Consider the following 23674-nt stretch of genomic DNA (forward strand, 5'->3'; position numbering starts at 1 on the left):
TTCGTGCTGGCCGCCGGCTTCGCGCTGTCCGCGTGCACCGGGTCGCCGGTGGTCATCACCAGCGCGCCTCCCACACCGTCCTCACCCACCTCGACGGGCCCGCCACCGCCCCGGTCGTTCACGCTGACCGCGGGCGGCGACATCCTGATCCACCCCGCGCTGACCGAGCAGGCGGTCGCGGACGGCGGCGCCGCGGGCCGCAACTTCCAGCCGTTGCTCGCAGGCATCAAGGACACGCTGAAGGCCGACCTGTCGCTGTGCCACCTGGAGGTGCCACTCGGGACGAAGGAGGGCCCGTTCTTCGGCTATCCGTCGTTCCTGGCCCCGCCCGAGGTGGCGAAAGGCCTGGTCGACGTGGGCTACGACTCCTGCTCGACCGCCTCGAACCACACGCTGGACCGCGGCGTCTCGGCCATCCACACGACCCTGGACGCGATGGACGCCGTCGGCCTGCACCACACCGGCTCGTTCCGCACGCCCGAGGAAGCCGCCGCGCCGCTGATCCTGGACGCGGGCGGGGTCAAGGTCGCCCAGCTGTCGTTCACCTACGGCTTCAACGGCATCCCGCTGCCCCAACCGTGGCGCGCGAACCAGATCAACGCGACCAAGATCCTCGCCGACGCCCGTGCCGCTCGTGCCGCCGGCGCCGAGGTCGTCGTGCTGTCCGTGCAGTGGGGCAACGAGTACCAGCACGCGGCGACCGACGAGCAGAAGGCGCTGGCCCGTCAGCTGCTCGGCGACCCCGCGCTGGACCTGATCATCGGCACGCACGTCCACGTGGTGCAGCCGTTCGAGAAGATCGGCAAGAAGTGGGTCGCGTACGGGCTGGGCAACGAGGTGGCCCGGCACGCGGAGCCGCGCGGTGTCACCGAGGAAGGGGCGATTGCTCGGTTCAAGTTCGAGCAGGGGCCTGAGGGGTGGACCGTCGTGGAGGCCTCTTACACGCCGACGCTGGTCGAGCTGGGACCGCCGATTCGGTTGGTGGACCTGACTCGGATGCCTGCTTCCGATCGGCGGAATCAGGCGATCGAGCGGACCGAGGGCGTGGTGTTCAGCATGGGGGCGAAAGGGCAGGGCCTGGTCAGGTCGAAGCCCTAGAACCACTTGAACGTGTGAAAATGCGAGCGGGTTTGGAGTCCTTCCATGTGCGACGGTGTATGAGACGGAAGGAACGCAGTGACCGCACTACCCGATAGGCCTCCGAGGCGTCTGCCTGCTGTTGCGACGGGTCTGTTGACCGTTGCTCAGTACGCCGCACTCGGAGAAACCGAAGACGGCTATACGGAATTGGTAAACGGCCGTCTGATCATGTCCCCCAGCCCTCTCGCCGATCACAATGTCACGGGCTCGAACGCCAAGCGTCACGAGTACGCAAAGGCTGGCATCCCGTTCTACTGGATCATTGATCTCGACGAGCCCGTCTCACTGGCGCCAATGCATCTTGCTGGTCCCTTCGGCTATCAAGAGGTGCCTGTCGAAACCCAGGTCTACGAGACCGACGCGCCGTTCCCGCTGAAGATCCAGGTTGATCGGCTCATCGACTGAGTTTGCTCAACACCCTGTCGTACCGAGAAATCCAGGCCTCCGCGATCACATCGTTCGCGAACTCCTCGACGCGGTCCGGCACGGGTGGATTGGCGAGCACCGGCAGATACCCGTCGACCGGCATGAGCGAATCGCTCGTGACATCGCCGTCCAGCAGCGACAGCGTCGCCAGCCCGCACGCGTAGTCGAGCTCCGGCAGCGCCGCCGCCAGCGCGACCCCGGCAGCCATCCCGACCGACGTCTCCAGCGCCGACGACACCACGCACGGCAGCCCGCACGCCTCGGCGATCTCCAACGCCCTGCGCACACCCCCGAGCGGCGCCACCTTGATCACCGCGATGTCCGCTGCCCCGGCCACGGCAACCTTGAGCGGGTCCTCCGCCTTGCGGATCGACTCGTCCGCGGCGATCGGCGCGCCGACCTTCCTGCGGACCTCGGCCAGCTCGTCCAGCGTGTGGCACGGCTGTTCCACGTACTGAAGCCCGCCGGCGGCCCTGTCCATGGCCCTGATCGCCGTGACGGCCGTGTCGACGTCCCACATCATGTTGGCGTCGACCCGCACGAACCCACCCGGTCCGAGTGCGTCCCGGACCGCTTCGAGCCGGGCGCAGTCCTCGCCGAGCGTGGACTCGGCGACCTTGACCTTGGCCGTCGAACAGCCGGATCGCGCGACGATCTCGTGCGCCTTCTCCGGGCTGACGACGGGCACCGTGCAGTTGACCGGGATGCGGTCGCGAACCGGTGCGGGCCAGCCGTCGTGAGCGGCTTCGAGAGCGCACGCGAGCCACGGCATCGCCTCGTCGTCGTCGTACTCCTCGAACGGGCAGAACTCGCCCCACCCGGCCGGTCCCTCGAACAGCAGACCGGTGCGCTTCGTGATGCCGCGGAACCGCGCGCGCATCGGGAGGGAGTAGACGTGCACGCGCCGATTCAAGCGCACTTCTGGAGCTCCAGCGAATGCCCGCCGCCCCGCAGGTTGACCGTGCCGACGGCCTGGATGCCGAGCAACGTGCACACGATCTGCTGAACCGCGGCCCTGCTGAGCAGCGAGACGTCGGTGGAGATGCTGACGTCGAGGCCGCTCGCCACCCGGTCGACCGTGGCCGGTGCGGCGTCGAACGGGACCTCGGTGGTGAGGCCACGGCTCTGCTCGGCGCCGTTCGGGCCCTGGGCGAGCAGAGCGACGACGTCGTAGCCGCTCAGGCTGCCCAGCGGGCGGCTGACCGGGACGGCCTTGCCCTCGGACACCCAGTAGAGCGCGGGCGCGGTGTTCTCGACGGGGCCGCTCGGCGCTTCGAGGCCGGGGATGGGCTCGGTCGGCCGGATGCCGCAGCCGGTGACGAGGAGGAGAACGATCACAAGCTGACGCAGGGGTCCCCTCCAGGGGGTCCCCCTGTTTCCATTATCCCAGGCAGCACCGACAATTCCGGGCCTCACCGCTCACCTCCCAGCGGCAGGCGAAGCGTGAACAACGCCCCGCCACCCGGCCGGTTCGCGGCGACCAACGTGCCCCCGTGCAGCCGCGCGTTCTCCCAGGCGATCGCGAGCCCGAGCCCGGACCCCTCCGACCGTCCGCGCGCCGAGTCGGCCTTGTAGAACCGCGCGAACACGTGCGGCAGGACGTCCTCCGGCAGCCCCGGACCGGAGTCGGCGACCTCGATCACCAGCGACGACTCCTCCACCGACAGCCGCACGGACACCGGCGCAGCCCCGTGCCGCAGCGCGTTGCCGACCAGGTTCGCGACGATCACGTCCAGCCGTCGCGGGTCCAGCCGCGCCCGCACGTCCGTGGGCAGCGAGGCCGACACCTCGAACCCGCGCATCTTCAGCGTCCGCGACACCACCTCGGCCACGTCGACGTCGTCCAACGCCAACGCAGCTGTCCCCGAGTCGAACCGGGTCACCTCGATCAGGTCGTTCACCAGCCGGGTCAGGTTCTGCGTCTCCCGGTTCACCAGCCGGGCGGCCTGGCCGGCCACTCCGGGCAGCGCGGCCGTCTCGGCGTCCAGCACGTCGGTCACGGCGGTCATCGCGGCCAACGGCGTCCGCAGCTCGTGCGACACGTCCGCGACGAACCGGCGTGCGTCGGCCTCCATCCGTCGCAGCTCACCAACGTGATGTTCCAGCGAGGACGCCGTGGTGTTGAACGTGGTGGCCACCGACGCCAGCTCGTCCCGTCCCCGCACCGGCACCCGCGCGGACAGGTCGCCCTGCCCGAGCCGCCAGGCCGCCATCCGCAGCTCCCGGACGGGCCGCAGCACCCCGCGCGCCGCCAGGAAACCCATGCCCAGCGCCAGGACCAGGCCCGCGCCGCCGATCAGCCACGCGTTGCGCGCGAGCTCGTCGACGACCTCGATCTCGGAGGTGAACGGCCGCAGCACGTACACCTCGATGCCGGAGGACCCGCCGTCGGACACCCGCACCTGCATGCCGACGACGAGCCACACCGCGCCCGCGTACGGCACGCGCTGCCAGCCCACCCGCCCGGACGTCACCAGCGCCTGCAGCTCGGGAGTGACCACCGACGGGTCCATCGAACCGGCGGACACGTCCTTCGTCCGAGCGAGCGCCATGCCCTCACGCCCGGAGACCTTCCCGGCAATGCGTTCCAGGGACGCGGCGTCCGGTGACCTGGCGGGCAACGGGTACAGCTGCTCCACCCGGCTGGTCGTCTCGATGACGGCGTTGTCCTGGGCGCGCTGCACGATCGCGTCGCGCGACCGCACGTACCCGGCGCCGGCGACCGCCACCGCGGTGACGACGCTCAGGAACGCGAAAGCGAGCAGCAGCCGCAGGCGCAGCGTCACAGCGGTCCGAAGCGATAGCCGAAGCCGCGCACCGTCTGGACGTACACGGGCGCCGCCGGATCGTCCTCGATCTTCGACCGCAACCGCTGCACGCACGCGTCGACCAGCCGCGAGTCGCCCAGGTAGCCCTGGTCCCACACGGACTCCAGCAGCTGCTGCCGCGACAGCACCCTGCCCGGCGACGAGGAAAGCTCAAGCAGCAACCGCAGTTCCGTCGGCGCCAGCGACACCGGCCGCCCGAGCCGCGTGACCACCAGCCCGTCGCGGTCGATCGTCAGGTCGCCGTAGCGCTCGGCCGCGACCTCGGACACCGAGAGGGACGACCGCCGCAGCACCGCGCGGATCCTGGCCTCCAGCACGCGGGCCTGCGCGGGCTTGGCCACGTAGTCGTCGGCACCGGCCTCCAGCCCCGCCACCACGTCGATGTCGTCGTTGCGCGCGGTCAGCATGATGATCGGGAGATCACCGGCCGCGCGGATCCGCCGGCACACCTCGAACCCGTCCACGCCCGGCAGCATCAGGTCCAGCACCACCACGTCGGGTGCGGCGCTCGTCAGCAGGTCGAGGCCCTCCTCGCCCGTGCGCACCGCGTCCACGGTGTGTCCCTGGTAGGTCAGGGCGAGCGACAGTCCTTCGCGGACCGCCTCGTCGTCCTCGATCAGCAGTACGCGCGGCATGTCCTCCAGCCTTCCGGACGGGTCTCATGAGGACGTCCTTGCCACGTCATCGTTGCGTAACGACCTTCCGTGCGGAGTTGTTGCCCAGCCATCACCCAGCGCGCACACGGGTTCGAAACCCTCTGCGACATGCGAAAAGCGCTACTGGCGTCGATCACTGCAACCCTCGCGGTGATCAACACCGTCACCCCTGCCCATGCCATCCGCGGCGGCGTCGAGGCACCGGCGCCCTACCCGTTCTCCGGGTCGTTGCAGCGGCCCGACTCACCGCGCGAGGACGGCCACACCTGCGGCGTCACGCTGGTCGCCCCGAGCTGGGCCGTCACCGCCGGTCACTGCACGAGGAACAACCCCAGCCTCGCCCAGGTCGGCCGCCCGAAGAACTGGACGGTCCGGCTCGGTACGACGGACGCCGGCGGTGGCGGCGAGGTGATCGCGGTCGAGCGGTTCATCACCTACTCGCCCTACCCCGTCCACGAAGGTGACATCGGCCTGCTGAAGCTGAAGAAGCCCGCCAGGACCAAACCCGTCGCACTGCCGTCGGCGAGGCCCGCTGACGGCACTCGGGTGCGGATCCTCGGCTGGGGCATGACCTGCGACCGCCGCGCACCCGAGTGCTACCCGCAAAAGCTGCGCGAAGCCGACACGGTCGTCCAACCCGCGCGGGCGTGCGACGGCATCCAGGCAGAGCGCGAGCTCTGCATCGGCGCGCTGGACGGCAGCGTCGCCGCGACGAACATGGACTCCGGCGGCCCCGGACTCGTCCGCGACGGCGACCGCTGGGTGATGGCCGGCGTCGTGAGCGGCTCCGGCGGCGACGACCGGCCGGTCATGTACACAGATGTCCACTACTTCAAGACCTGGATCAACGACGTCGTCACCGGCAAGCTCGACCCGCCGGACACGCCCGTGCCGGACCTCGAAGGTGCCGCGTCGATCGGTGCCTGTTCCGCGTCCGTGATCAGGACCGACCGCACCAGGCTCAGCGATCCGGCGCTCCTGCTCACGAACGGCCACTGCGTCCCGGAACGCCCGGCACCCGGCCAGACGTTGCGGGATCTCCCGATCGCGCTCCCGGTGACCATCGGCGACCGCCAGGGCTACCTCCAGGCCAAGGCCAAGACGACGCACCTGGTGTACGCGAGCATGACGGGCGCCGACACCGCGCTGTACCGCCTCGACCAGACCTACGCCCAGCTCCGCGCCAAGGGCGTGAAGATCTTCAAGCTCGCCGACCGCCCGGCCGCATCCAGTACGAAGATCGACATCATTTCGTCGGGCAACGGCAAACGGTTCCAGTGCACGATCGAAGCCGTCGTCCCGCACCTGCGTGAAGAGGGCTACACACAGGACAACGCCTACCGGTACGACCCGGAGTGCGAGCCGTCGCACGGTGGTTCGGGTTCACCGTTGGTGCTCAAGGACGGTGTCACGGTCGTCGGTGTGCACAGCACGGGCAACGACAACGGTGAGCAGTGCACGGCAAACAACCCGTGCGAGGTCGCAGCGGACGGCACGGTGACCGTGCACCAGGGCGCCCGCTACGGCCAGCAGATCACGCACCTAGTCGAGAGCGGCGGTGTGGCGTAGCTGCTCCGGTGTCGGGTCCATGACCAGGACCCGCAGAGCCGCGGCGAACCGGTCGAACCTGCGGTCGAACTCGGCCAGCTCGCGCGACGGCTCCGCGACCAGCGCCGCCCGCCCCGCCTTGGGCACTGCGGTCGCCAGCGCGTCCCGCAACGGCTGGAACCGGCGCAGAGCCACGAGCAGTGTCCACAGCTGCTGCTCGACCAGCGCCACCTGCACCGGATCACCGGTGACGCGCAGGAAGTCCTCCCGCACGGCCGTGGCGCGACGGCGTTGAGCGGGGCACGGGAAGTCGGTCGACCGGACGACCTGGTCCTCCGGCGCCGACTTCGCGAGCGACTCCTCCGACCGGAACCGTCTGGAGGGGACGGTCCGCGCCGGGTTCCACATCCACCAGAACGTCATCCGACCAGGTCGTCCGCATCGACGATCTTGTACGCGTAGCCCTGCTCGGCCAGGAACCGCTGCCGGTGCGCCGCGTACTCGGTGTCGAGCGTGTCGCGTGCGACGACCGAGTAGAAGTGCGCCTGCCGCCCGTCACCCTTGGGCCGCAGGATCCGGCCGAGCCGCTGGGCCTCCTCCTGGCGCGAACCGAACGTGCCGGACACCTGGATGGCGACCGAGGCCTCTGGCAGGTCGATGGAGAAGTTGGCGACCTTCGACACGACCAGCGTGCGCAGCTCGCCGCGACGGAACTGGTCGAAGAGCTCCTCGCGCTCCTTGTTCTTCGTCGATCCCTTGATCACCGGCGCCCCCAGCTCCTCACCCAGCTCGTCGAGCTGTTCCAGGTAGGCACCGATCACCAGAGCGGGCTCGTCGGGATGCTGGTCGAGCACCCTGCGCACGACCGGGATCTTCGTCCGCGCGGTCGAGCAGAGCTTGTAGCGCTCCTCCGGCTCGGCCGTCGCGTACTGCAGCCGCTCGTTGTCGGTCAACGTCACCCGGACCTCGGTGCACTCGGCGGGAGCGATCCAGCCCTGCGCCTCGATGTCGCGCCACGGCACGTCGTAGCGCTTCGGCCCGATCAACGAGAAGACGTCGCCTTCCTGCCCGTCCTCGCGCACCAGCGTGGCTGTCAGCCCGAGGCGGCGACGGGACTGCAGGTCGGCGGTCATCCGGAACACCGGCGCCGGCAGCAGGTGGACCTCGTCGTAGACGATCAGGCCCCAGTCGCGCGAGTCGAACAGCTCCAGGTGCTTGTACTCGCCCTTCGACTTGCGGGTGATCACCTGGTACGTCGCGATCGTGACCGGCCGGATCTCCTTGCGCTCACCGGAGTACTCGCCGATCTCCTCCTCCGTCAAAGACGTCCGCGCGATCAGCTCCCTCTTCCACTGCCGGCCGGCCACGGTGTTCGTGACCAGGATCAACGTGGTCGCCTGCGCCTCGGCCATCGCCGCGGCGCCCACGAGCGTCTTGCCCGCGCCGCACGGCAGCACGACGACGCCGGAGCCGCCCGCCCAGAACGCCTGGGCCGCGAGCCGCTGGTAGTCGCGCAGCTTCCAGCCGTTCTCGTCGAGCTCGATCGGGTGCGCCTCGCCGTCGACGTACCCGGCGTGGTCCTCGGCCGGCCAGCCGACCTTGAGCAGAAGCTGCTTGAGCCGCCCGCGCTCGCTCGGGTGGACGATGACCGTGTCGTCGTCGATCCGCGCGCCGAACATCGGGGCGATCTTCTTGTTGCGCAGCACTTCTTCGAGCACCGCGCGGTCGTTCGAGTTGAGCACCAGCCCGTGCGCCGGGTTGTTGGTGAGCACGAGGCGCCCGAACCGGCTCATCGTGTCGACCACGTCCACCAGCAACGGCTGCGGCACCGGGTAGCGGCTGAACCGCACCAGTGCGTCCACCACCTGCTCGGCGTCGTGCCCGGCCGCGCGGGCGTTCCACAGCGCCAGCGGTGTCACGCGATACGTGTGCACGTGCTCGGGCGCGCGCTCCAGCTCAGCGAACGGCGCGATGGCGGTCCGCGCGTCGTCGGCGAGCGGGTGGTCGACCTCGAGCAGCAGCGTTTTGTCCGACTGGACGATCAGTGGGCCATCGGTCACGCGTACAAGTCTCCCTGACGACGCCAAATGCGTTCGACCTGCGTCAACTGGCGAGAACAAATGTGAGGCGACACACCCAGCCCACATCGCGTGTCGTACTTTTTCGGCCATGAGCACCGAGTCGACTGATCCCGTCGAGCCACCGGCCACGGTGGCACCGGCTCCTGAGGAGGCCGAGACCGACGAGTCGCCCAAGAAGAACTGGCTGAAGTTCGTCATCGTCGGCGTGCTGGCGGTCGCGTTGATCGGCATTGGCACGTGGGCGGTCACGTCGCTCAACAGCGCCAAGGTCGGCGACTGCGTCAGTGCCTCGCCGAAGGACGTCGACAAGCCGGACGGCGAGTGGAACATCTCGTCCCAGGGCTGTGGTGACGTCAAGGCGACGCACCGGGTCGCCAAGATCCTGAACGGCGCCGGCGAGTCGTGCCCGGAAGAGGGCATCTACGAGCAGATGGAGTCGGGCAAGAAGTTCATGTGCCTGATGCCGAACCTCGCCGAGGGCAACTGCTACACCTCGAGCGACGACGGGGCCTTCAAGAAAGAAGCCTGCACCACCGAGTCGCCCGTGAAGATCGTGAAGAAGGTCGACGGACTGCCTCAGGAGGGCACGGCGTGCCCGGAGGGGTCGAGCGAGCTGCGCTTCAGCGAACCGGCCTCGGTCTACTGCATGGGCGTGCACGAGGGATCCTGATTTCGGTGCCGACACCCAGGCCCCTGGCCTGGGTGTCACCATCGCCGGGCACGAGGGATCCTGATCGGGTGAACTTTGTTGAGTTGAGCGGCGCCCGGCGCCGATATCCGGTCCATGAAGAAGGTCGGCCTGGGTATCGCCGTTGTCCTCGCGCTCGGCCTGCTCGGCGCAATCGTGCTGAGCCAGCTGAGTGACGTGGCGACGGCGGCCAGGGTGGGCGACTGCGCGCGCATCTCCGGCTCGCACGACGACCCGAAGTACCAGGCGCTCGACTGCACCTCGGAGAAGGCGACCGTCAAGATCGCCAAGATCCTGCGGGGGAACGAGGACAAGTGCCCGTCCGGTGGCATGGACTACTCGACGTACACCGGCGACTCCACGTTCTGCCTCATGCCGAACTTCGTCGAGGGCGCCTGCTACGGCCAGGACCCCGACACCGGCATCACCAAGGTCGACTGCGCGACCAAGGACTCGGTGAAGGTCGCGAAGGTGCTCACCGGCAAGACCGACCACGACGCCTGCGGAGCCGCGCGTGCGGCCGTCTTCCCGGAACCGGCCGTCACCTTCTGCCTGGAACACGGCGACAAGCAGTGATCTTCGCGTAAAGCCCGCCGCCGCGGTTCGTCCACGTGGGACCCTCTCCTGCGTGATGAACGAGGAGGCCACGGCAGGGACCGGCCTGGGGAAGCGGGTTCTGACCTACGCGGCCACGTTGCTCGTCGCGGCCATCGCGATCTACGGCATCTCCGAGTTCCTGACCCCGGTCCAGCCGCCGAAGCGCGGCGACTGCGCGTACCTGACGGGCAACGTCGGCGCCGGCCGGTACAACGCCGTCGCGTGTTCGGACTCCAGCGCGAACTATGTCGCCGAAGGCACGGTCGCCAAGTCGCAGTCCTGCCCCAACAGCGAGGACATGAGCTGGGTGCCCGTACGGGCCGTCGATCCCGACGTCCGGTTCTGCCTGGTCCCGCTCTACGTCGAGGGCGAGTGCTACACCAGCTCGAAATCCGGCTACGACCTCACCATCGCCGACTGCGGCGCCCACGACGCGTTCCGGGTGACGGCGGTCAGCAGGAACGTGCCGGCGCCGGCGTGCGCGGCCGGTGAGCAGACCCGCGCATACCCCGAGGTCAAGCTGACCTACTGCCTCGGTCGCGCCTAGGGGCTCCCAAGCGGTCGTAACGTTTCCGTAAAGCCCACACGGATTCCCGCCCCGCGTGGCAACCTCTCCTCCGGCCGTTGTCGGGGGGCCAGGGCCACTTGGGGTAATCGGAAGCAGGAATCATCAATGAGCAGCACTGAGCCAGTCGCGCCCGCACCTGCCCAGGAGCAGGCACCGGAGCCCAAGAAGGCGGGCATCGGCAAGCGGATCCTGACCTACATCGTCGGCCTGATCGTGGTCGGCGCCGGCGTCTACGCCTTCAACTACTTCACCAGCGACGTCGCCCAGGCCAAGGTGGGCGACTGCGCGAGCGTGACCGGCACGACCAGCAGCCCGCAGTACAAGGTCGTGGAGTGCGGTTCGGGGGAGGCGAACTACACGATCGGCAAGTCGCTCGGTCTCAACGAGAGCTGCGGCAACGACTCCTACTCGGAGCTGACCGAGAGCGCGCGTCGCGGTCCCAAGACCAAGCTGTGCATCGCTCCGATCTTCACCGAGGGCAAGTGCTACAGCGACTCGACGACGAACATGGACGTCAAGGCCGTCGAATGCTCCGGCTCCAAGCTGTTCAAGGTGAACAAGGTCGTCAAGGAAGCCGCCGCGCCGCAGTGCGCCGAGGGTGAGCAGGCCCTGACGTACCCCGAGCTGAAGCTGAACTACTGCGTCGGCCTTCCGGCGTAACAACCCCGCTGAACAGTTCGACCTAGTGGAACCGGAGTCGTGCGAAACGGCTCCGGTTTCGCCGTTCTTCGCGTTACCCATCGGAGAGGAACCAAGGTGACCACCCCCAACTACCCGCAGCAGCAAGGGCCGTACGGCCCGCCTCCCGGTGGGCAGCCGCAGCAGCCGTACGGCCAGCAGCCTTCGCCGTACGCGCCACCGCAGGGCTCACCCCAGCCCGGCTATCCCGGCGACCCCTACGCCCAGCCGCAGCCGGGCCAGCCGATGGGCCAGCCGAACCCGTACGGCCCTCCGCCCGGCCAGATGCCGCCCGGCGGCCCGATGGGTCAGCCCATGCCGTACGCCCCGCCACCGAAGAAGGGCGGCGCCGGCAGGATCATCGGCGCGATCATCGCGTTCGTGCTGGTCGCGGGCGGTGTCTTCCTCGTGAAGTCGCTCATCGGCGGCGGGCTGAGCAGCCTCACGGAGCCGTCGGCCAAGCCGGGTGACTGCGCGAGCGTCACGGGCACCACCATCAGCCCGAAGTACAAGAAGGTCGACTGCAACTCCTCCGAGGCGAACTACTTCATCGCCAAGGCCATGAACAGCACCTCCGAAGCCTGCCCGTCCGACGAGTACGCCGAGTACACCGAGTCCGGCCGACGCCGGTCCTCGCTGAAGCTCTGCCTCGTCGAGAAGCTCGCAGAGGGCAAGTGCTACGAGGAAGAGCTGGTCAAGATGAACATGGAGGGCATGAAGGTCGTCGACTGCTCGAAGGGCAACAACGAGTTCGCCGTCCAGAAGGTCTACAAGGTCGAGAAGGTGGTCAAGGCCGCGACCGCCGAGTGCGGTGAGGCGACCCCCATCTCGTACGCGGAACCCGCGCCGGGAATCACCTACTGCATGACCGTGCTCTCCGGTAAGTGATCAAAGCGAAAAAGGCGGGCCGTGAAAATGGGCCCGCCTTTTTCGCTTTTTGGATGTCGAGCGACAACTAATTCGTCGTGCCCGGCGGCAGCAGCTGCTGCACGTCCAGGCGGCCAGACAACACGTCCTCGGTGTCCATCATGTCGGCGACCCGCTGGAGCCGGATCGGGTTCAGCGACAGCGGGAACGTGCCGATGGACACGAGCGCCGCGGTCTGCTGGTCGACGTCGGCGTAGCTGGTCAGCGAGTCCTGCACGGCGAGCTTGTTGGACTGCGCCCGCTGCTGGGCCTCGCGCAGCACCTCGCGGAACGCCTTGAGCGTCTTGGGGTTGGCCTCGGCGAACTTCTTCGACGACGCGTAGCCGGACATCGGGAAGTCCAGTGTCGGGCCGCGCGCGGTGTCGGTGAGGATCTTCGCGCCGATGCTGCGTTGCGCCTTCGTGATGAACGGCTCGATCATGAAGGCCGCGTCGACCTGGGCGGACTTCAGCGCGTTCTCCATCTCGGCGAACGGCATCGCCCGGAACTTGATCTTCTGCTTCTCGACCGCGGCGGTGTCCAGCACGGCACGCGTGGTCAGCGCGCCGATGTCGGTCTCGCTGTTCACGGCGATGGTCGGAGCCTGCTTCTTGCCGGGGTCGTCGTAGTCCGACGAGGCGTTCGTGACCAGCGCCATCGAGTTCGGGCCCGCCTGGTAGGCCTCGCCCTGCAGCTGGAGCTCGGTGCCCTCGGCGACCGCGCGGAAGAGGCTGACGTGCGTCGCCCACGTGATGTCGAGCGTTGTGTCCAGCTGCTTGATGGCCTCGGCCTCGCTCGGCTGAGTGACCAGGTTGACCTGCAGGCCTGCCTTCTCGAACAGCTTCTCGTTCAGTGCGATCCGCAACGGGGCCACGTCGACGACCGGCAGCACGCCGATGCGCAGAACGTTGCGCTCCACGGCCGCGTTGCCGCTGTTCGACGAACTTCCGAACAGGCCGCAGCTCGCGGTCAGAACACACGTGATGAGCACTGCGACAAGCCGCAGAGCTTTGGCTCGGGTAGCCATGGCACCTCTCGCCGGTAGGCCTTGAGTAGCATCAAGTTGATCAGTGAGTGTCGTCACGGGCCAGGTAGTCCGCAGGCCCAACTGGGCGTTCGGACGGACTTGAGGCATGCCGACGACCGGGGATGTTAACCACCTGAACGTATGAAAGGACACCCCATCTCGATACGGTGAGTGCTTCTGGAGACTTCCCCCGAGGAGGGGGTGGCCATTACGCTCCCCGCCGGGTGGCACAGGTCGCAGTAGAGGATCGTGTCTTCAGAACGGGGTGGGGCGCCTTACCAGGCGCACGACCTCTGTGCTGCAATTCGGCCCGTTTGACGAGTCCATGCTCGGTCCTGGGGAGAGACCGGGACACTGCTGCTGGAAGAGGAAGCCCAGAGTGGCCCGACGTGAGAGAGGTCCCAGCCAGTTTGGCGTGGGTGACACCACACGCTCCGAAAGGCCCGAATCGGGTGACGGACTGGCTGCGCTGGGTAACGGAACTGTGACGGCGACACCGGACGTGGTGAAGGCCGACACGGGACCCGGACCCGGACCTGCCCGATCCGCGGGATGGCGGCTGCGCAACTGGAGGTTGCGCACGAAGCTGCTCGCCGTTCTGCTCATCCCGACGGTCTGTGCGCTCGCCCTGGGTGGTCTGCGAGTCCGCAGCGACCTCCAGGCGGCGACGGAGCTCAACAACCTCGCGAACCAGATCCGCCTGGAGACAGCGGTCGCGGACCTGGTGCAGCAGCTGCAGCGCGAACGAGACCTGTCGGTCAGCTTCGTCGCGTCGAACAAGAAGCTCGACCGGGTCGTCCTCGAGCGCCAGCTTCGCCGCGTGAACGACACCACCGAGGCGTTCAGCAACAAGATCACCGAGCTGAGCTCCGACCTGAGCCCGGCAGCCGTCGAGCGCTTCCAGGTCGCGTTCAACCAGCTCAACCGCCTGAACAACCTCCGCAACGCGGTACGCGACACGCAGTACCCCGCCGAGGCCGTCCAGCGCACCTACTCGGAGTCGATCGAGACGCTCATCGGCCTCGGTGAGCAGACGATCTCCGAGATCAACGACCCCGAGCTGGTGCGACTGCACCTGACCACGAACGCCATCGCGCGCATCAAGGAGCAGGAGTCGCTCAAGCGGGCGATCCTCCTCGACGTCTTCCAGCGCAAGGCGTTCACGCCGTCCCAGCTGCGCGCCCTGCAGTCCGCGGACGCCGAGCTCCAAGCGGCCCGCAACGACTTCCGCAAGGCAGCGACGCCGGAACAGGCGAAGATCTACGACGACACCGTCACCGGCCTCATCGTCGACACTGCGAACGACATGCAGGAGTCGGCGATCAACCAGCAGGCAGCCACCGGCAAGAAGGACTTCAGCCAGCTGACGTCCGAGAAGTGGGACATCGCCGCCACGCTGACGGTCAACCTGACCCGTGACGTCGAGAACCTGCTGGTCGAGCAGCTGCAGAACAAGACGGACCAGGCCGCCGGCAACGCCAGGACCCAGGCTTACATCGCGTCCGGCATCGTGCTCCTGGTCCTCGCGCTCGCCCTGCTGATCGCGTTGTTCGTCGCCCGCTCGATCCTCAACCCGCTGCGCACGCTGCGCCGCACCGCCCTCGACGTCGCCGACCACGGTCTTCCGGACGCGGTCGAGCGGATCCTCGCGGACCCGAACCCGGAGGACGCGGCCAAGACCGCCGTCGAGCCCGTGCCGGTGCACACGCGTGAAGAGGTCGGTCAGGTGGCGCGCGCGTTCGACGCGGTGCACGGTGAAGCGGTGCGGCTGGCCGCCCAGCAGGCCCTTCTGCGTGACAACGTCAACGCGATGTTCGTCAACCTGTCGCGCAGGTCGCAGGCCCTGGTCGAACGCCAGCTGAACCTGATCGACCGGCTGGAGCAGGACGAGCAGGACCCGGACCAGCTGGCCTCGCTGTTCGAGCTGGACCACCTCGCGACCCGTATGCGCCGCAACTCGGAGAACCTGCTGGTTCTCTCGGGCACGGACCTCTCGCGGCGCCTGACCCGGCCCGTCCCGGCCGCCGAGGTGCTCGGCGCCGCGGTCTCCGAGGTCGAGCAGTACGCCCGCGTGCAGGTCGGCCAGACCCCGGACCTCACCGTCCAGGGCCGCGCGGTCAACGACCTCGTGCACCTCATCGCCGAGCTGCTGGACAACGCCACGGCGTTCTCCGACCCGGTCACCAAGGTCACCGTTCGCACGGCCAAGACCCGCAAGGGCGAGCTGGCGATCGAGATCCAGGACCGCGGTGTGGGCATGGGCGACCAGGAGATCCTCGACGCCAACGAGCGCCTGGCCGACCCGCCGGACGTCGACGTCGCCGTCTCCCGCCGAATGGGCCTGTACGTGGTCGCGCGGCTCGCCAAGCGCCACGACATCAAGGTCCGCCTGCGCGGCAACGAGGACATCGAGGGCGGCACGACGGCACTGGTGATCGTGCCGGAGACGCTCATCGCGACGCCCGGTGCCGCCGGTGTGTCGACCCCGCCGTCCGGATCCGGCATCGCGGGTGCGTTCGGCATGGCGCCGGCTCCGTCGGCCACCGAGCACACGACCGAGATCGGCACCACGGCCACCAGGGCCAGCGGCATCGCGGGTGCCTTCGGCGGTGCCACGGGCGCCATGCCGAAGGTCGACGAGTCGAGCCCGAGCATCCCGGTCAGCTTCGTCCCGAGCGCGCTCACCGACACCGGTGCGGGCGCGACCGGCATCCCGGTCTACAACGAGACGTCCGCCCAGGCCGAGATTCCGGCGCAGGACTCGACCCCGTCCGAGCGGTGGCGGCGCGACCAGCTGGCGGCCATGGAGCCCGAGGGCTCCTTCGGCGAGCCGACCCTCTTCACGGCCTACGAGGACCGTCAGGAGGAGGACGGCGAGATCTCCTTCGAGCCGGGCTACGAGACCACCCAGTTCGTCCCGATCCCTCCGATCGACGACGAACCGGCCTCGAGCAACGGTGTGTCGCGTGCGTCGGTCGACGCCGGCCTCGCGCACCGCAACGGCACGTCGGAGGCCTCCCGCAAGCAGGTCGAGCACGACCTGGACGCCCCGACCGAGCGCCTGCCGATCTACGAGGCCGTGCTCTCTCAGTGGTTCCAGGCCGTCGGCAGTGAGACGTCCGCGTCGGCAGCCGCGCCGGTTCCGCCGGCAGCCGAGACCCCGGAACCCTCCTCCGACAAGGGCGCGGTCGAGTACATCGACGAGCCGGTCACGACCCCTCCGCTGTCGGACGGGCCCGAGCCGGAGTTGCCGACCCGCACCCCCAAGCCTGTCCCGGCGGTGGCACCCACCACCACGTCGGCCGCTGGTCTGCCCGTGCGCAAGCCTCGCGCGAAGGTGCAGCCTCCGGCCGAGGAAGCAGTAGTCGCCCCCGCCGAGCAGGAGCGAGTTGTGGAACCGGAGCCCGTTGTGGAGGAGACTCCAGCGGCGGCACCCACTTCCGAGTCGGCTTGGCAATCGCCTGCCGACGAGGGATGGCAGGCGGCTCAGGCGTTGTTGAACAAGACGCCGGAGTCGAAGACAGCGGCAGGATTGCCGAAACGGACACCGAAGGCCCAACTCGTGCCAGGATCTGCAGCACCCAAGCCGCAGGCCGTGACACAGACAGCACAGCGGCCCCCGCTGCCGCCCCGCTCCGCTGACGCGGTGCGCGGACGGATGTCGAGCCTTCAGAGCGGTGTCCGGCGAGGCCGGCACGCATTGATCGAGGCATACGCTGGTGACCAGTCGAGCCGGCAGAACGAGGAGCAGGAGTGACGACCGCAGCGCAGCCAGGCAGCTTTGGTTGGCTTATCACCGACTTCGTGCGGAGGGTGCCCGGCGTGGCACATTCCGTCGTGGTGTCCGCGGACGGGCTGTTGCTCGCGGGGTCCCAGGGCCTGCCCAGGGACCGTGCAGAGCAGCTCTCCGCCGTCGCGTCCGGGCTGGTCAGCCTCACACAGGGTGCTGCCCGCTGCTTCGAGGCAGGCGGGGTCAACCAGACCGTGGTCGAGATGGAGAGGGGCTACCTGTTCCTCATGTCGATCAGTGACGGTTCGTGCCTCGCCGTGTTGGCGGCACCAAACTGTGACATCGGCCTGGTGGCCTACGAGATGACGCTTTTGGTGGAGAGAGTCGGTCAACAACTCACCCCTGAGCTGCGCGCGCAGCTTCAGGGTGTGGTCCGTCGCTAGACCTCACTTGAAGTTCAGGGGTGAGAAGAGATGGCTGGAAGATCTGGCGCTAGAGGCCGGGGCTTCGGTAGGAACTTCAACTACCAGGAGTGGGCCGCTGGTGGGTTCCAGTTCGACGAGCCTGATGCGATACCCCAAGAACCAGAGGAAGCCGAGGACGCACCCCACGATGAGCGGGTTACAGGGCAAGGGCTAGGCGATATGTCTCAGCGTGAGGTGGATGACTCGTCGTCGTATCCGTACGACGACGTGCCGAACCGGTTCGACATAGACGGGTACGGCACCGGGCTGTTCGGTGGCCCCGGTGCGGACCTGTTCGGCCAGCACGAGATGCCGGATGCGGTGCCGGAGCAACTGCCGTACACCACCGGGCCGCAGCCGGTGTACACCACCGGTGCGCAACCGGCGTACAGCACCGGTGCGCAGCCTGCTGTGCGTCCGGAGGAAACTTCTTCTGCGGACTCGGGTTCACTGGTGCGGCCTTACACACGCACCGGTGGGCGCACACGGCCCGACTACGACCTCGCGATCGAGGCACTGATCTCGACCAGCGAGCGCGGCCTGGAACGGGACGCCGCCGTGCTTCCCGAGCACAGGTCGATCTGTGGGCTGTGTGTGGACACGCGGTCGGTGGCCGAGGTCGCGGCACTCCTACGCTTGCCTCTTGGCGTCGTGCGGGTGTTGATCGGCGACATGGCAAGCATGGGATTGGTTTTGATTCACCAGGGCGGTCTGGTCGTGGGGGACCGGCCTTCCATGGAATTCCTGGAGAGGGTGCTCAGTGGGCTTCGCAGGCTCTAGTCCCCAGGGCGCCGAGGGCGCACGGAAGCCGACGACCTCCGCCAAGATCGTGGTGGCGGGTGGCTTCGGTGTTGGCAAGACGACGTTCGTCGGCTCGGTGTCCGAGATCGTCCCGTTGACCACCGAGGCGGTGATGACCGAGGCCAGTGCGGGGGTGGACGACCTCTCCGCCACGCCGAACAAGGTCACCACGACGGTCGCGATGGACTTCGGCCGTGTGTCGCTCGACAGCGACCTGATCCTGTACCTCTTCGGTACACCGGGTCAGCACCGGTTCTGGTTCATGTGGGACGACCTCGTGCGGGGTGCCATCGGCGCCATCGTGCTGGTCGACACCCGCCGACTCGCCGACGCGTTCGCGTCGATCGACTTCTTCGACGACCGGCAGCTGCCGTACGTCGTGGGTGTCAACTGCTTCGATGGCCTCCTCCACCACAGACTGGAGGACGTCCGCGAGGCGTTGACGATCGACGAGTCCGTGCCGATCGTGACGTGCGATGCGCGCAACCGGCAGTCGACCAAGCAGACGCTCATCACGCTGGTCGAGCACGCCATGCGCCAGTGGATGTCCGTCCGCGCCGGCTGATCTCCTTCACCGGGGATAGTTCCACCTACGTGAACGACGAGGCGAGCGCCACCTTCGGGTGCGGCGCTCGCCTCGTCGTTGCGCATCTCAGCGAGTCGTCCTGGTGATCTCCTCTGGGCCGGGTCGTTCGATCAGACGTGGAGCTGCACCAGGTCCGGCAGCAGGCAGACGCTCAGGATTTCCAGCGCGGTGATGTTGGGGCAGCCGGACGGCCGGACCTCTTCCGGGCAGTCCTCTTCCTCGTCGTCGCCCTTCGGCTCGTCGACCGCGGTGGCGGTCTCGTCTGTGATCGTGATGGCGGCTTGCAGGACCGGTGCCGGTTCCGGCGCGGCAGCGGGTGTCGGCGGTGCGGCCGCGGGTGCCGGAGGCGGGGCGACGGCGACCTGGACGGCGGGTGTGTCGACCGCGGCCGCGGCGGTCGCGTTGACGCCCACATGCGTGAACGGAACGCCGGCCGACGCGTCGGCCCAGATCTCCGCGTGACCGATGTCCATCGCGAGCTGGATGCCGTCGTTCTCGTCGAGGGCGAGAGTGAGGCCGCTGCCCGTGTCGAGGTCGGCGCCCGCGCCGAGACTGACCGGGATCGAGTCCACGTTGTTGTTGTAGGCGCCAACGGTCACGTTGACGTTGTTGTCCCCGAGAATCTCGATGATCGGGTCGGCTTGGGCTGTTCCTGTTGAGAACGGCAAGGCGAACGCCAATGCCGTTGCGGTGAGGACCGCTCTACGCGCCCACCGGGTGATGGCCATTTGCGCTGCTCCTCCTTCGTCGAGTGAGCGTCGTGAAACGCTCACGCCACTCGACGCTAGGTCGCGACGCGCACACGCAAGGGTGATCCTGCGGAACGATCGGGGGATGACCGACGGTCAGTCCTCGTCCACCAATGCGGCGGACGTGACGCGATGAAGAGGGAACCTCAGCACCTCTCCGTAGCTGTGGTCGTAGCCTTCGAGCACACCCCCGCCCACGACGTGCGGCTCGATCACGCGCTGCGCGGCCGTGCCGTGGGAGTCGACGAACCCGACGAGCACTCTCCGTCGCGCCCGTGCGGCCTGCTGGAGCAACGACAGGGTGGCGGACGGCCCGGCGCCGAGATGTCCGGGGACGGCGATGCGTTCACCCCGTGGTGTCGCGGCGGCACGATCGCCCGCCCTCACCAGCCTGACGAGTTCACCCAACCGCTCGTCGGCGGGCACCGTCGGTGACGTGACTTTGCGGGCGGACCGCTGCCGCGGCGTGGTCCGGCGACCACCCGGCCGCAGGTCGAGGACCTGGCCGTCGGGGCCCTCCGCCGCCGGGGCGAACCCCGCCGAACGCAGCCCGTCCAGCACGTCCGCCAGCGGCAACGGGCTGACCAGCACCGTCGGTGCGATCCGGCGCAGCTCCAGCCGTGCGGCCTCGGGGTGGGCGAGAACCTCGCTGATCAGCACCGGGTCGTCGCACCGCAGGAAGGAACCCGCGGCACCGCCGCGCAGCCTGCCGTGCCGGCGTGCCGCGTCGTCGATCAGGTACGTCAACGACTGCGGCACGGGCGTGCGTGAGCGGATCTTGAAGAGTTCGTGCAGCTCATCGGCGGTGCGCCCGGCGTCGAGCGCGCGGCGGACCGTCGTCTCGCTGATCCGGTAGACCGTCGCGCTGCCCGCCGACTCGACGTCCGCGACGAGCGCCATCTCGTCCGCGAGCTCCGGTTCGAGCCTGCCCGGCGCGATGACGGTGAGGTCGGCCTGCACCAGCACGTGGTCGAGCGGGGCAGGCAACGCGTCCCCCAGCGACTTGGCGGCGTGGCCTGGGCCCTCGTCGAGCAGCACGCGGCCCGCGCTCGTGATGGCACCCAGAGCGAGCACACCGACCGCGGTGCCCTCCTCGATGGTCCAGCGCACCAGCTCGTCGCGTTGCCGGCCGCCCCTGCGCGGTGCGCGCCAGCCGAGCAGCGCGGCCAGGTCGGCCGGATCGGCGATCGCGGTGCCCTTGGGGAAGGCGGCGAGCGTCTCCAGGACCCAGCGGCGGTCGCGGGGCGCCTGGGCGCGGCGGATCTCGTCCGCGAGCGGGGTGAAGAGCCTGTCCTTCTCGTCCCGGCGGCCGACCAGCGCGGGCAGCCTCTGCAGCTCCAGCCAGGCGTGCGCGAGCGTGGCCCAGCGGACCTCGGCGGCCGCGGCCAGCCACACGTCGGCCTTGGTCGTCGGCACCCACTCCGGCTCGGCGGCCTCGGTGTTCGCGGCCAGGTCGGCGCCGACCACCAGCTCGATCAGCAGCGCGGCGCGGCGTTCGTCGACGTCGAGGTCCTTGGCGGCCTTGCGCAGCTCGCGGACGCCCAGACCACCGGTCCGCAGCACCGGTGGTGGTTCGGCCGACCAGCTCGCGATCAGGTTCTCGACGTGCCGGACGAGCTCCAGCGCCTCACCGCCGCCCGTGGCGTCGATGCTCGCCTGCTGGAGGGTGCTCGTCCTCGGCTTCGGCTCGGTGACCTGGATGGGGCCCAGCGGGCGTTCACCGCGCAGCTGGAGCGCGATCTCTCGCGGCAGCTCGACGGTGCCCGGATCGCGTCGCAGGAGCAGACCGCGCGCGAGGAGCCGCTGCACGGGCGTCTCGGCCTTCTCCAGCGGCACGACGCGGGAGGCGTCCTTGGTGTCGCCGATGGGAGGCCCGGCGGCGAGCTTCTGCAGGACCCGCTGCTCGCCCTCGGTGATGCCTTGGAGGTCGTACGTCTGCCCGGTCGCCCTGCCCAGTCCACCGGGATACGTGCCGAACGCCTCCCGTGTGACCGGAGGAACCGACAGCGCGTCGTCGTCGCCCCACACGAGCGCGAGGGACTTCAGCCTGTTCATGGCCTGCTTCAGCGGCTTGGGCTTCACGTCCGGCCCGAGCACCTGCGCGAGTGTGGCCAACGCCACGGGCTCGGTGTCCGCGCCCTGCACGACCAGGCCTTCCAGCACGGCGAGCGTGAACGTGTCGAGGTCCTCGCAGGCGCGCGCGATCGACGCCCTGGTGCCGACCCGTGTCGCGAGCACGGACATATCGGCAGGTGGGGGCGTTGCCAGGTCAGGACGCGCGCGCAGCAGTGCCACGAGAGCGGCGTCGTCCTGGGCGCGGAGCCAGTCGGCGAGAGTGATGCCGGACATTCTCACCACGGTATATGGGCGGGGCGACTTCCCATCGTTGCCCAGAGCACAAGAAACGGGTCTGTCACACTTGTGCGCGTCATTGGGCATCACCGAGGAGGAGAACGTGGCGAAAGGACGCCCTGGACGGGTCGACCCGCACTGGCCGGAAGGCCCCGACGGCGGCCACCCCGTCACCGAACTGACCAGCGACACCCAGGGTGCGCTCTCCCCGTTCGGCACGGTGACGTTCCCGCTGCCGGTCGAGGACCTCGGCTACACCCACCCGGTGACGGAGATCAACAAGTCCTGACCCCCGCTTGTTTTTCGCACGCGGGGCCCTTTCGTACGCTCCTGGAGTACGAAAGCTCCCCGCGTACTGTCAGACGGGCCTTAAGACTGTCGAGTCGCGTTAGTACCGGAAAGGGGCCGGGGATAGGCTCGCTTCCCGCTTGAGCTGCACTTCGTGGGAGGAAGACGATGCCGGTCCCCGGCCCTGGTTACTCGATCACCGTTCGCCTGGAGGCGCCGCCGTCAGCGAGCGCCGCGGGTGACCTCACGACGGCCGTCGGCCGCGCGGGCGGGGTCATCACGGCGTTCGACGTCGTGGAGTCGCACAACGACCGCGTCGTCATCGACCTCACGTGCAACGCGCTGTCGGCGAACCACGCGAAGGACATCACCGACACCCTGGAGACGCTGCCCGGCATCGTCGTCCGCAAGGTGTCGGACCGCACGTTCCTCGTGCACCTCGGCGGCAAGATCGAGATCTCGTCGAAGGTCCCGCTGCGCAACCGTGACGACCTCTCCCGCGCGTACACGCCGGGTGTGGCCCGCGTGTGCGAGGCGATCGCCAAGAACCCGGACGACGCGCGCCGCCTGACGATCAAGCGCAACACCGTCGCCGTCGTCACCGACGGCTCGGCCGTGCTGGGCCTCGGCAACCTCGGCCCCGCCGCCGCCCTGCCGGTGATGGAGGGCAAGGCCGCGCTGTTCAAGAAGTTCGCCGGCGTCGACGCCTGGCCGGTCTGCCTGGATACCCAGGACACCGAGGAGATCATCCGCGCGGTCGAGCTCATCGCTCCCGTCTACGGCGGCATCAACCTCGAGGACATCTCCGCGCCGCGCTGCTTCGAGATCGAGGCGCGCCTGCGCGAGAAGCTCGACATCCCGGTCTTCCACGACGACCAGCACGGCACGGCGATCGTCGTCGTCGCGGCTCTGCGCAACGCCCTGCGCGTCGTCGGCAAGGACATCAAGGACTGCCACATCACGGTCTGCGGCGTCGGCGCGGCCGGTTCCGCGATCATCCGCCTGCTGCAGGCCCAGGAGCCCGGCGACATCATCGCCGTGGATGTCGACGGCATCGTGCACCGCGACCGCCCCGGCCTGGACTCGAACCTCAAGTCCATCGCGGCGACCACCAACAAGGACAACCAGTCCGGCCGCCTGCACGACGCGCTGGTCGGCTCCGACGTCTTCATCGGCGTCTCGGCCCCGAACCTCTTCGGCGCCGACCAGGTCGCGACGATGGCCAAGGACGCCATCGTCTTCGCCCTGGCCAACCCGGACCCGGAGATCGACCCGATGGAGGCCCAGCAGCACGCCGCGGTCGTGGCGACGGGCCGCTCGGACTTCCCGAACCAGATCAACAACGTGCTGGCGTTCCCCGGCGTCTTCCGCGGCCTGCTGGACGCCCACGCCAAGACCATCACCGACGCGATGCTCCTGGCAGCCGCCAGCGCCATCGCCGATGTGGTGGACGGCGACCGCCTCAACGCGTCGTTCATCGTCCCGTCGGTCTTCGACAACACGGTGGCCCCGGCCGTCGCGGAGGCAGTCCGCAAGGCAGCCACTTCGTAAGCACCGGGCA

At 68.8% G+C, this 23674-nt stretch carries 23 protein-coding genes; 14 read left to right on the forward strand and 9 right to left on the reverse strand.

All coding sequences use genetic code 11. From position 1 onward, the window contains the following. The first annotated feature begins 3 nt into the window (after positions 1-3). Positions 4-1098: a CapA family protein gene (locus JOD27_RS09560; RefSeq protein ID WP_204761753.1), complete on the forward strand. Its 1095-nt coding sequence runs from the start codon at positions 4-6 to the stop codon at positions 1096-1098. Positions 1099-1176: 78 nt separating this feature from the next. After that, positions 1177-1545 (forward strand): PDDEXK family nuclease, encoded by a 369-nt coding sequence (locus JOD27_RS09565; RefSeq protein WP_204761754.1) that lies wholly within the window; start codon positions 1177-1179, stop codon positions 1543-1545. On the opposite strand, the gene JOD27_RS09570 is transcribed toward JOD27_RS09565, so the two are convergent. From JOD27_RS09570 to JOD27_RS09585, 4 genes are all read right to left on the reverse strand, one after another. After that, positions 1535-2467 carry an o-succinylbenzoate synthase gene (locus tag JOD27_RS09570; protein WP_204761755.1) on the reverse strand — a complete coding sequence of 311 codons (933 nt, stop codon included), beginning with the start codon at positions 2465-2467 and terminating at the stop codon, positions 1535-1537. The two genes, JOD27_RS09565 and JOD27_RS09570, sit on opposite strands and share 11 nt — an antisense overlap. Before the next feature lie 8 nt (positions 2468-2475). Beyond that, entirely contained in the window at positions 2476-2904 is a 429-nt protein-coding gene (locus tag JOD27_RS09575) for a GerMN domain-containing protein (RefSeq protein ID WP_204761756.1), read from the reverse strand. Positions 2905-2978: 74 nt separating this feature from the next. Next, positions 2979-4352: an ATP-binding protein gene (locus JOD27_RS09580; RefSeq protein ID WP_204761757.1), complete on the reverse strand. Its 1374-nt coding sequence runs from the start codon at positions 4350-4352 to the stop codon at positions 2979-2981. Further along, positions 4349-5029: a response regulator gene (locus JOD27_RS09585; protein WP_204761758.1), complete on the reverse strand. Its 681-nt coding sequence runs from the start codon at positions 5027-5029 to the stop codon at positions 4349-4351. Before JOD27_RS09585 ends, JOD27_RS09580 begins: the two co-directional genes overlap by 4 nt. Before the next feature lie 129 nt (positions 5030-5158). Here JOD27_RS09585 and JOD27_RS09590 point away from each other — a divergent pair, with 129 nt between their 5' ends. Further along, positions 5159-6619 carry a S1 family serine peptidase gene (locus JOD27_RS09590; protein ID WP_204761759.1) on the forward strand — a complete coding sequence of 487 codons (1461 nt, stop codon included), beginning with the start codon at positions 5159-5161 and terminating at the stop codon, positions 6617-6619. Here JOD27_RS09590 and JOD27_RS09595 read toward each other — a convergent pair. Both JOD27_RS09595 and JOD27_RS09600 read right to left on the reverse strand, forming a co-directional pair. Then, positions 6593-7021 (reverse strand): hypothetical protein, encoded by a 429-nt coding sequence (locus tag JOD27_RS09595; RefSeq protein ID WP_204761760.1) that lies wholly within the window; start codon positions 7019-7021, stop codon positions 6593-6595. The two genes, JOD27_RS09590 and JOD27_RS09595, sit on opposite strands and share 27 nt — an antisense overlap. After that, the gene (locus JOD27_RS09600; protein WP_204761761.1) at positions 7018-8658 is read right to left on the reverse strand and encodes a DNA repair helicase XPB; all 1641 of its coding nucleotides are present in this window, start codon (positions 8656-8658) and stop codon (positions 7018-7020) included. The genes JOD27_RS09595 and JOD27_RS09600 overlap by 4 nt, the downstream gene beginning before the upstream one ends. Before the next feature lie 109 nt (positions 8659-8767). Between JOD27_RS09600 and JOD27_RS09605 the strand changes: the two genes are divergently transcribed. The 5 genes from JOD27_RS09605 to JOD27_RS09625 all read left to right on the forward strand — a co-directional run bounded on the left by JOD27_RS09605 (position 8768) and on the right by JOD27_RS09625 (position 12098). Then, positions 8768-9349 (forward strand): LppU/SCO3897 family protein, encoded by a 582-nt coding sequence (locus JOD27_RS09605; RefSeq protein WP_204761762.1) that lies wholly within the window; start codon positions 8768-8770, stop codon positions 9347-9349. 114 nt (positions 9350-9463) lie between these two features. After that, positions 9464-9943, forward strand: a complete 480-nt coding sequence (locus tag JOD27_RS09610; RefSeq protein ID WP_204761763.1) for an LppU/SCO3897 family protein — start codon at positions 9464-9466, stop codon at positions 9941-9943. Between the two features lie 55 nt (positions 9944-9998). Next, on the forward strand, positions 9999-10511 hold the full coding sequence (locus JOD27_RS09615; protein ID WP_443673957.1) for an LppU/SCO3897 family protein: 513 nt from the start codon (positions 9999-10001) through the stop codon (positions 10509-10511). A gap of 126 nt (positions 10512-10637) precedes the next feature. Next, positions 10638-11192, forward strand: a complete 555-nt coding sequence (locus tag JOD27_RS09620; protein ID WP_204761765.1) for an LppU/SCO3897 family protein — start codon at positions 10638-10640, stop codon at positions 11190-11192. 96 nt (positions 11193-11288) lie between these two features. Continuing rightward, on the forward strand, positions 11289-12098 hold the full coding sequence (locus JOD27_RS09625) for an LppU/SCO3897 family protein (protein WP_204761766.1): 810 nt from the start codon (positions 11289-11291) through the stop codon (positions 12096-12098). Positions 12099-12165: 67 nt separating this feature from the next. Here JOD27_RS09625 and JOD27_RS09630 read toward each other — a convergent pair whose 3' ends face one another. Next, on the reverse strand, positions 12166-13143 hold the full coding sequence (locus JOD27_RS09630) for an ABC transporter substrate-binding protein (RefSeq protein WP_204761767.1): 978 nt from the start codon (positions 13141-13143) through the stop codon (positions 12166-12168). Positions 13144-13627: 484 nt separating this feature from the next. Here JOD27_RS09630 and JOD27_RS09635 point away from each other — a divergent pair, with 484 nt between their 5' ends. The 4 genes from JOD27_RS09635 to JOD27_RS09650 are packed head-to-tail and all read left to right on the forward strand — an operon-like array spanning position 13628 to position 18703. Next, the gene (locus JOD27_RS09635; protein WP_307830032.1) at positions 13628-16900 is read left to right on the forward strand and encodes a sensor histidine kinase; all 3273 of its coding nucleotides are present in this window, start codon (positions 13628-13630) and stop codon (positions 16898-16900) included. Beyond that, positions 16897-17316, forward strand: coding sequence for a roadblock/LC7 domain-containing protein (locus JOD27_RS09640; RefSeq protein ID WP_030470879.1), 420 nt, complete (start codon positions 16897-16899; stop codon positions 17314-17316). The genes JOD27_RS09635 and JOD27_RS09640 overlap by 4 nt, the downstream gene beginning before the upstream one ends. A gap of 30 nt (positions 17317-17346) precedes the next feature. After that, the gene (locus tag JOD27_RS09645; protein ID WP_204761769.1) at positions 17347-18117 is read left to right on the forward strand and encodes a DUF742 domain-containing protein; all 771 of its coding nucleotides are present in this window, start codon (positions 17347-17349) and stop codon (positions 18115-18117) included. Then, positions 18098-18703, forward strand: a complete 606-nt coding sequence (locus JOD27_RS09650; RefSeq protein WP_030470877.1) for a GTP-binding protein — start codon at positions 18098-18100, stop codon at positions 18701-18703. Before JOD27_RS09645 ends, JOD27_RS09650 begins: the two co-directional genes overlap by 20 nt. A 131-nt stretch (positions 18704-18834) precedes the next feature. Here the strand turns inward: JOD27_RS09650 and JOD27_RS09655 are convergent, their stop codons facing one another. Both JOD27_RS09655 and JOD27_RS09660 read right to left on the reverse strand, forming a co-directional pair. Continuing rightward, a complete protein-coding gene (locus tag JOD27_RS09655; protein WP_204761770.1) occupies positions 18835-19452 on the reverse strand; it encodes a hypothetical protein in 618 nt (205 codons plus the stop codon). Between the two features lie 117 nt (positions 19453-19569). Beyond that, complete coding sequence (locus JOD27_RS09660; protein WP_204761771.1) at positions 19570-21822, reverse strand: helicase-associated domain-containing protein; 2253 nt, start codon at positions 21820-21822, stop codon at positions 19570-19572. 106 nt (positions 21823-21928) lie between these two features. Between JOD27_RS09660 and JOD27_RS09665 the strand changes: the two genes are divergently transcribed. Together JOD27_RS09665 and JOD27_RS09670 are read left to right on the forward strand one after the other, a co-directional pair. Continuing rightward, positions 21929-22114, forward strand: a complete 186-nt coding sequence (locus JOD27_RS09665; protein WP_030470874.1) for a hypothetical protein — start codon at positions 21929-21931, stop codon at positions 22112-22114. Positions 22115-22281: 167 nt separating this feature from the next. Continuing rightward, positions 22282-23664, forward strand: coding sequence for an NAD-dependent malic enzyme (locus JOD27_RS09670; RefSeq protein WP_204761772.1), 1383 nt, complete (start codon positions 22282-22284; stop codon positions 23662-23664). Positions 23665-23674 lie beyond the last annotated feature (10 nt).

It is taken from the genome of Lentzea nigeriaca, assembly GCF_016907955.1.
In the GTDB taxonomy this organism is placed as follows: Bacteria; Actinomycetota; Actinomycetes; order Mycobacteriales; family Pseudonocardiaceae; genus Lentzea; species Lentzea nigeriaca.

Excerpts from the sequence above, each read along its gene's own strand:
- JOD27_RS09585 (WP_204761758.1), bottom strand. The coding sequence starts at position 5,029 with ATGCCGCGCGTACTGCTGATCGAGGACGACGAGGCGGTCCGCGAAGGA.
- JOD27_RS09590 (WP_204761759.1), top strand. The coding sequence starts at position 5,159 with ATGCGAAAAGCGCTACTGGCGTCGATCACTGCAACCCTCGCGGTGATC.
- JOD27_RS09595 (WP_204761760.1), bottom strand. The coding sequence starts at position 7,021 with ATGACGTTCTGGTGGATGTGGAACCCGGCGCGGACCGTCCCCTCCAGA.
- JOD27_RS09605 (WP_204761762.1), top strand. The coding sequence starts at position 8,768 with ATGAGCACCGAGTCGACTGATCCCGTCGAGCCACCGGCCACGGTGGCA.
- JOD27_RS09610 (WP_204761763.1), top strand. The coding sequence starts at position 9,464 with ATGAAGAAGGTCGGCCTGGGTATCGCCGTTGTCCTCGCGCTCGGCCTG.
- JOD27_RS09615 (WP_443673957.1), top strand. The coding sequence starts at position 9,999 with ATGAACGAGGAGGCCACGGCAGGGACCGGCCTGGGGAAGCGGGTTCTG.
- JOD27_RS09620 (WP_204761765.1), top strand. The coding sequence starts at position 10,638 with ATGAGCAGCACTGAGCCAGTCGCGCCCGCACCTGCCCAGGAGCAGGCA.
- JOD27_RS09630 (WP_204761767.1), bottom strand. The coding sequence starts at position 13,143 with ATGGCTACCCGAGCCAAAGCTCTGCGGCTTGTCGCAGTGCTCATCACG.
- JOD27_RS09645 (WP_204761769.1), top strand. The coding sequence starts at position 17,347 with ATGGCTGGAAGATCTGGCGCTAGAGGCCGGGGCTTCGGTAGGAACTTC.
- JOD27_RS09655 (WP_204761770.1), bottom strand. The coding sequence starts at position 19,452 with ATGGCCATCACCCGGTGGGCGCGTAGAGCGGTCCTCACCGCAACGGCA.
- JOD27_RS09660 (WP_204761771.1), bottom strand. The coding sequence starts at position 21,822 with ATGTCCGGCATCACTCTCGCCGACTGGCTCCGCGCCCAGGACGACGCC.
- JOD27_RS09670 (WP_204761772.1), top strand. The coding sequence starts at position 22,282 with ATGCCGGTCCCCGGCCCTGGTTACTCGATCACCGTTCGCCTGGAGGCG.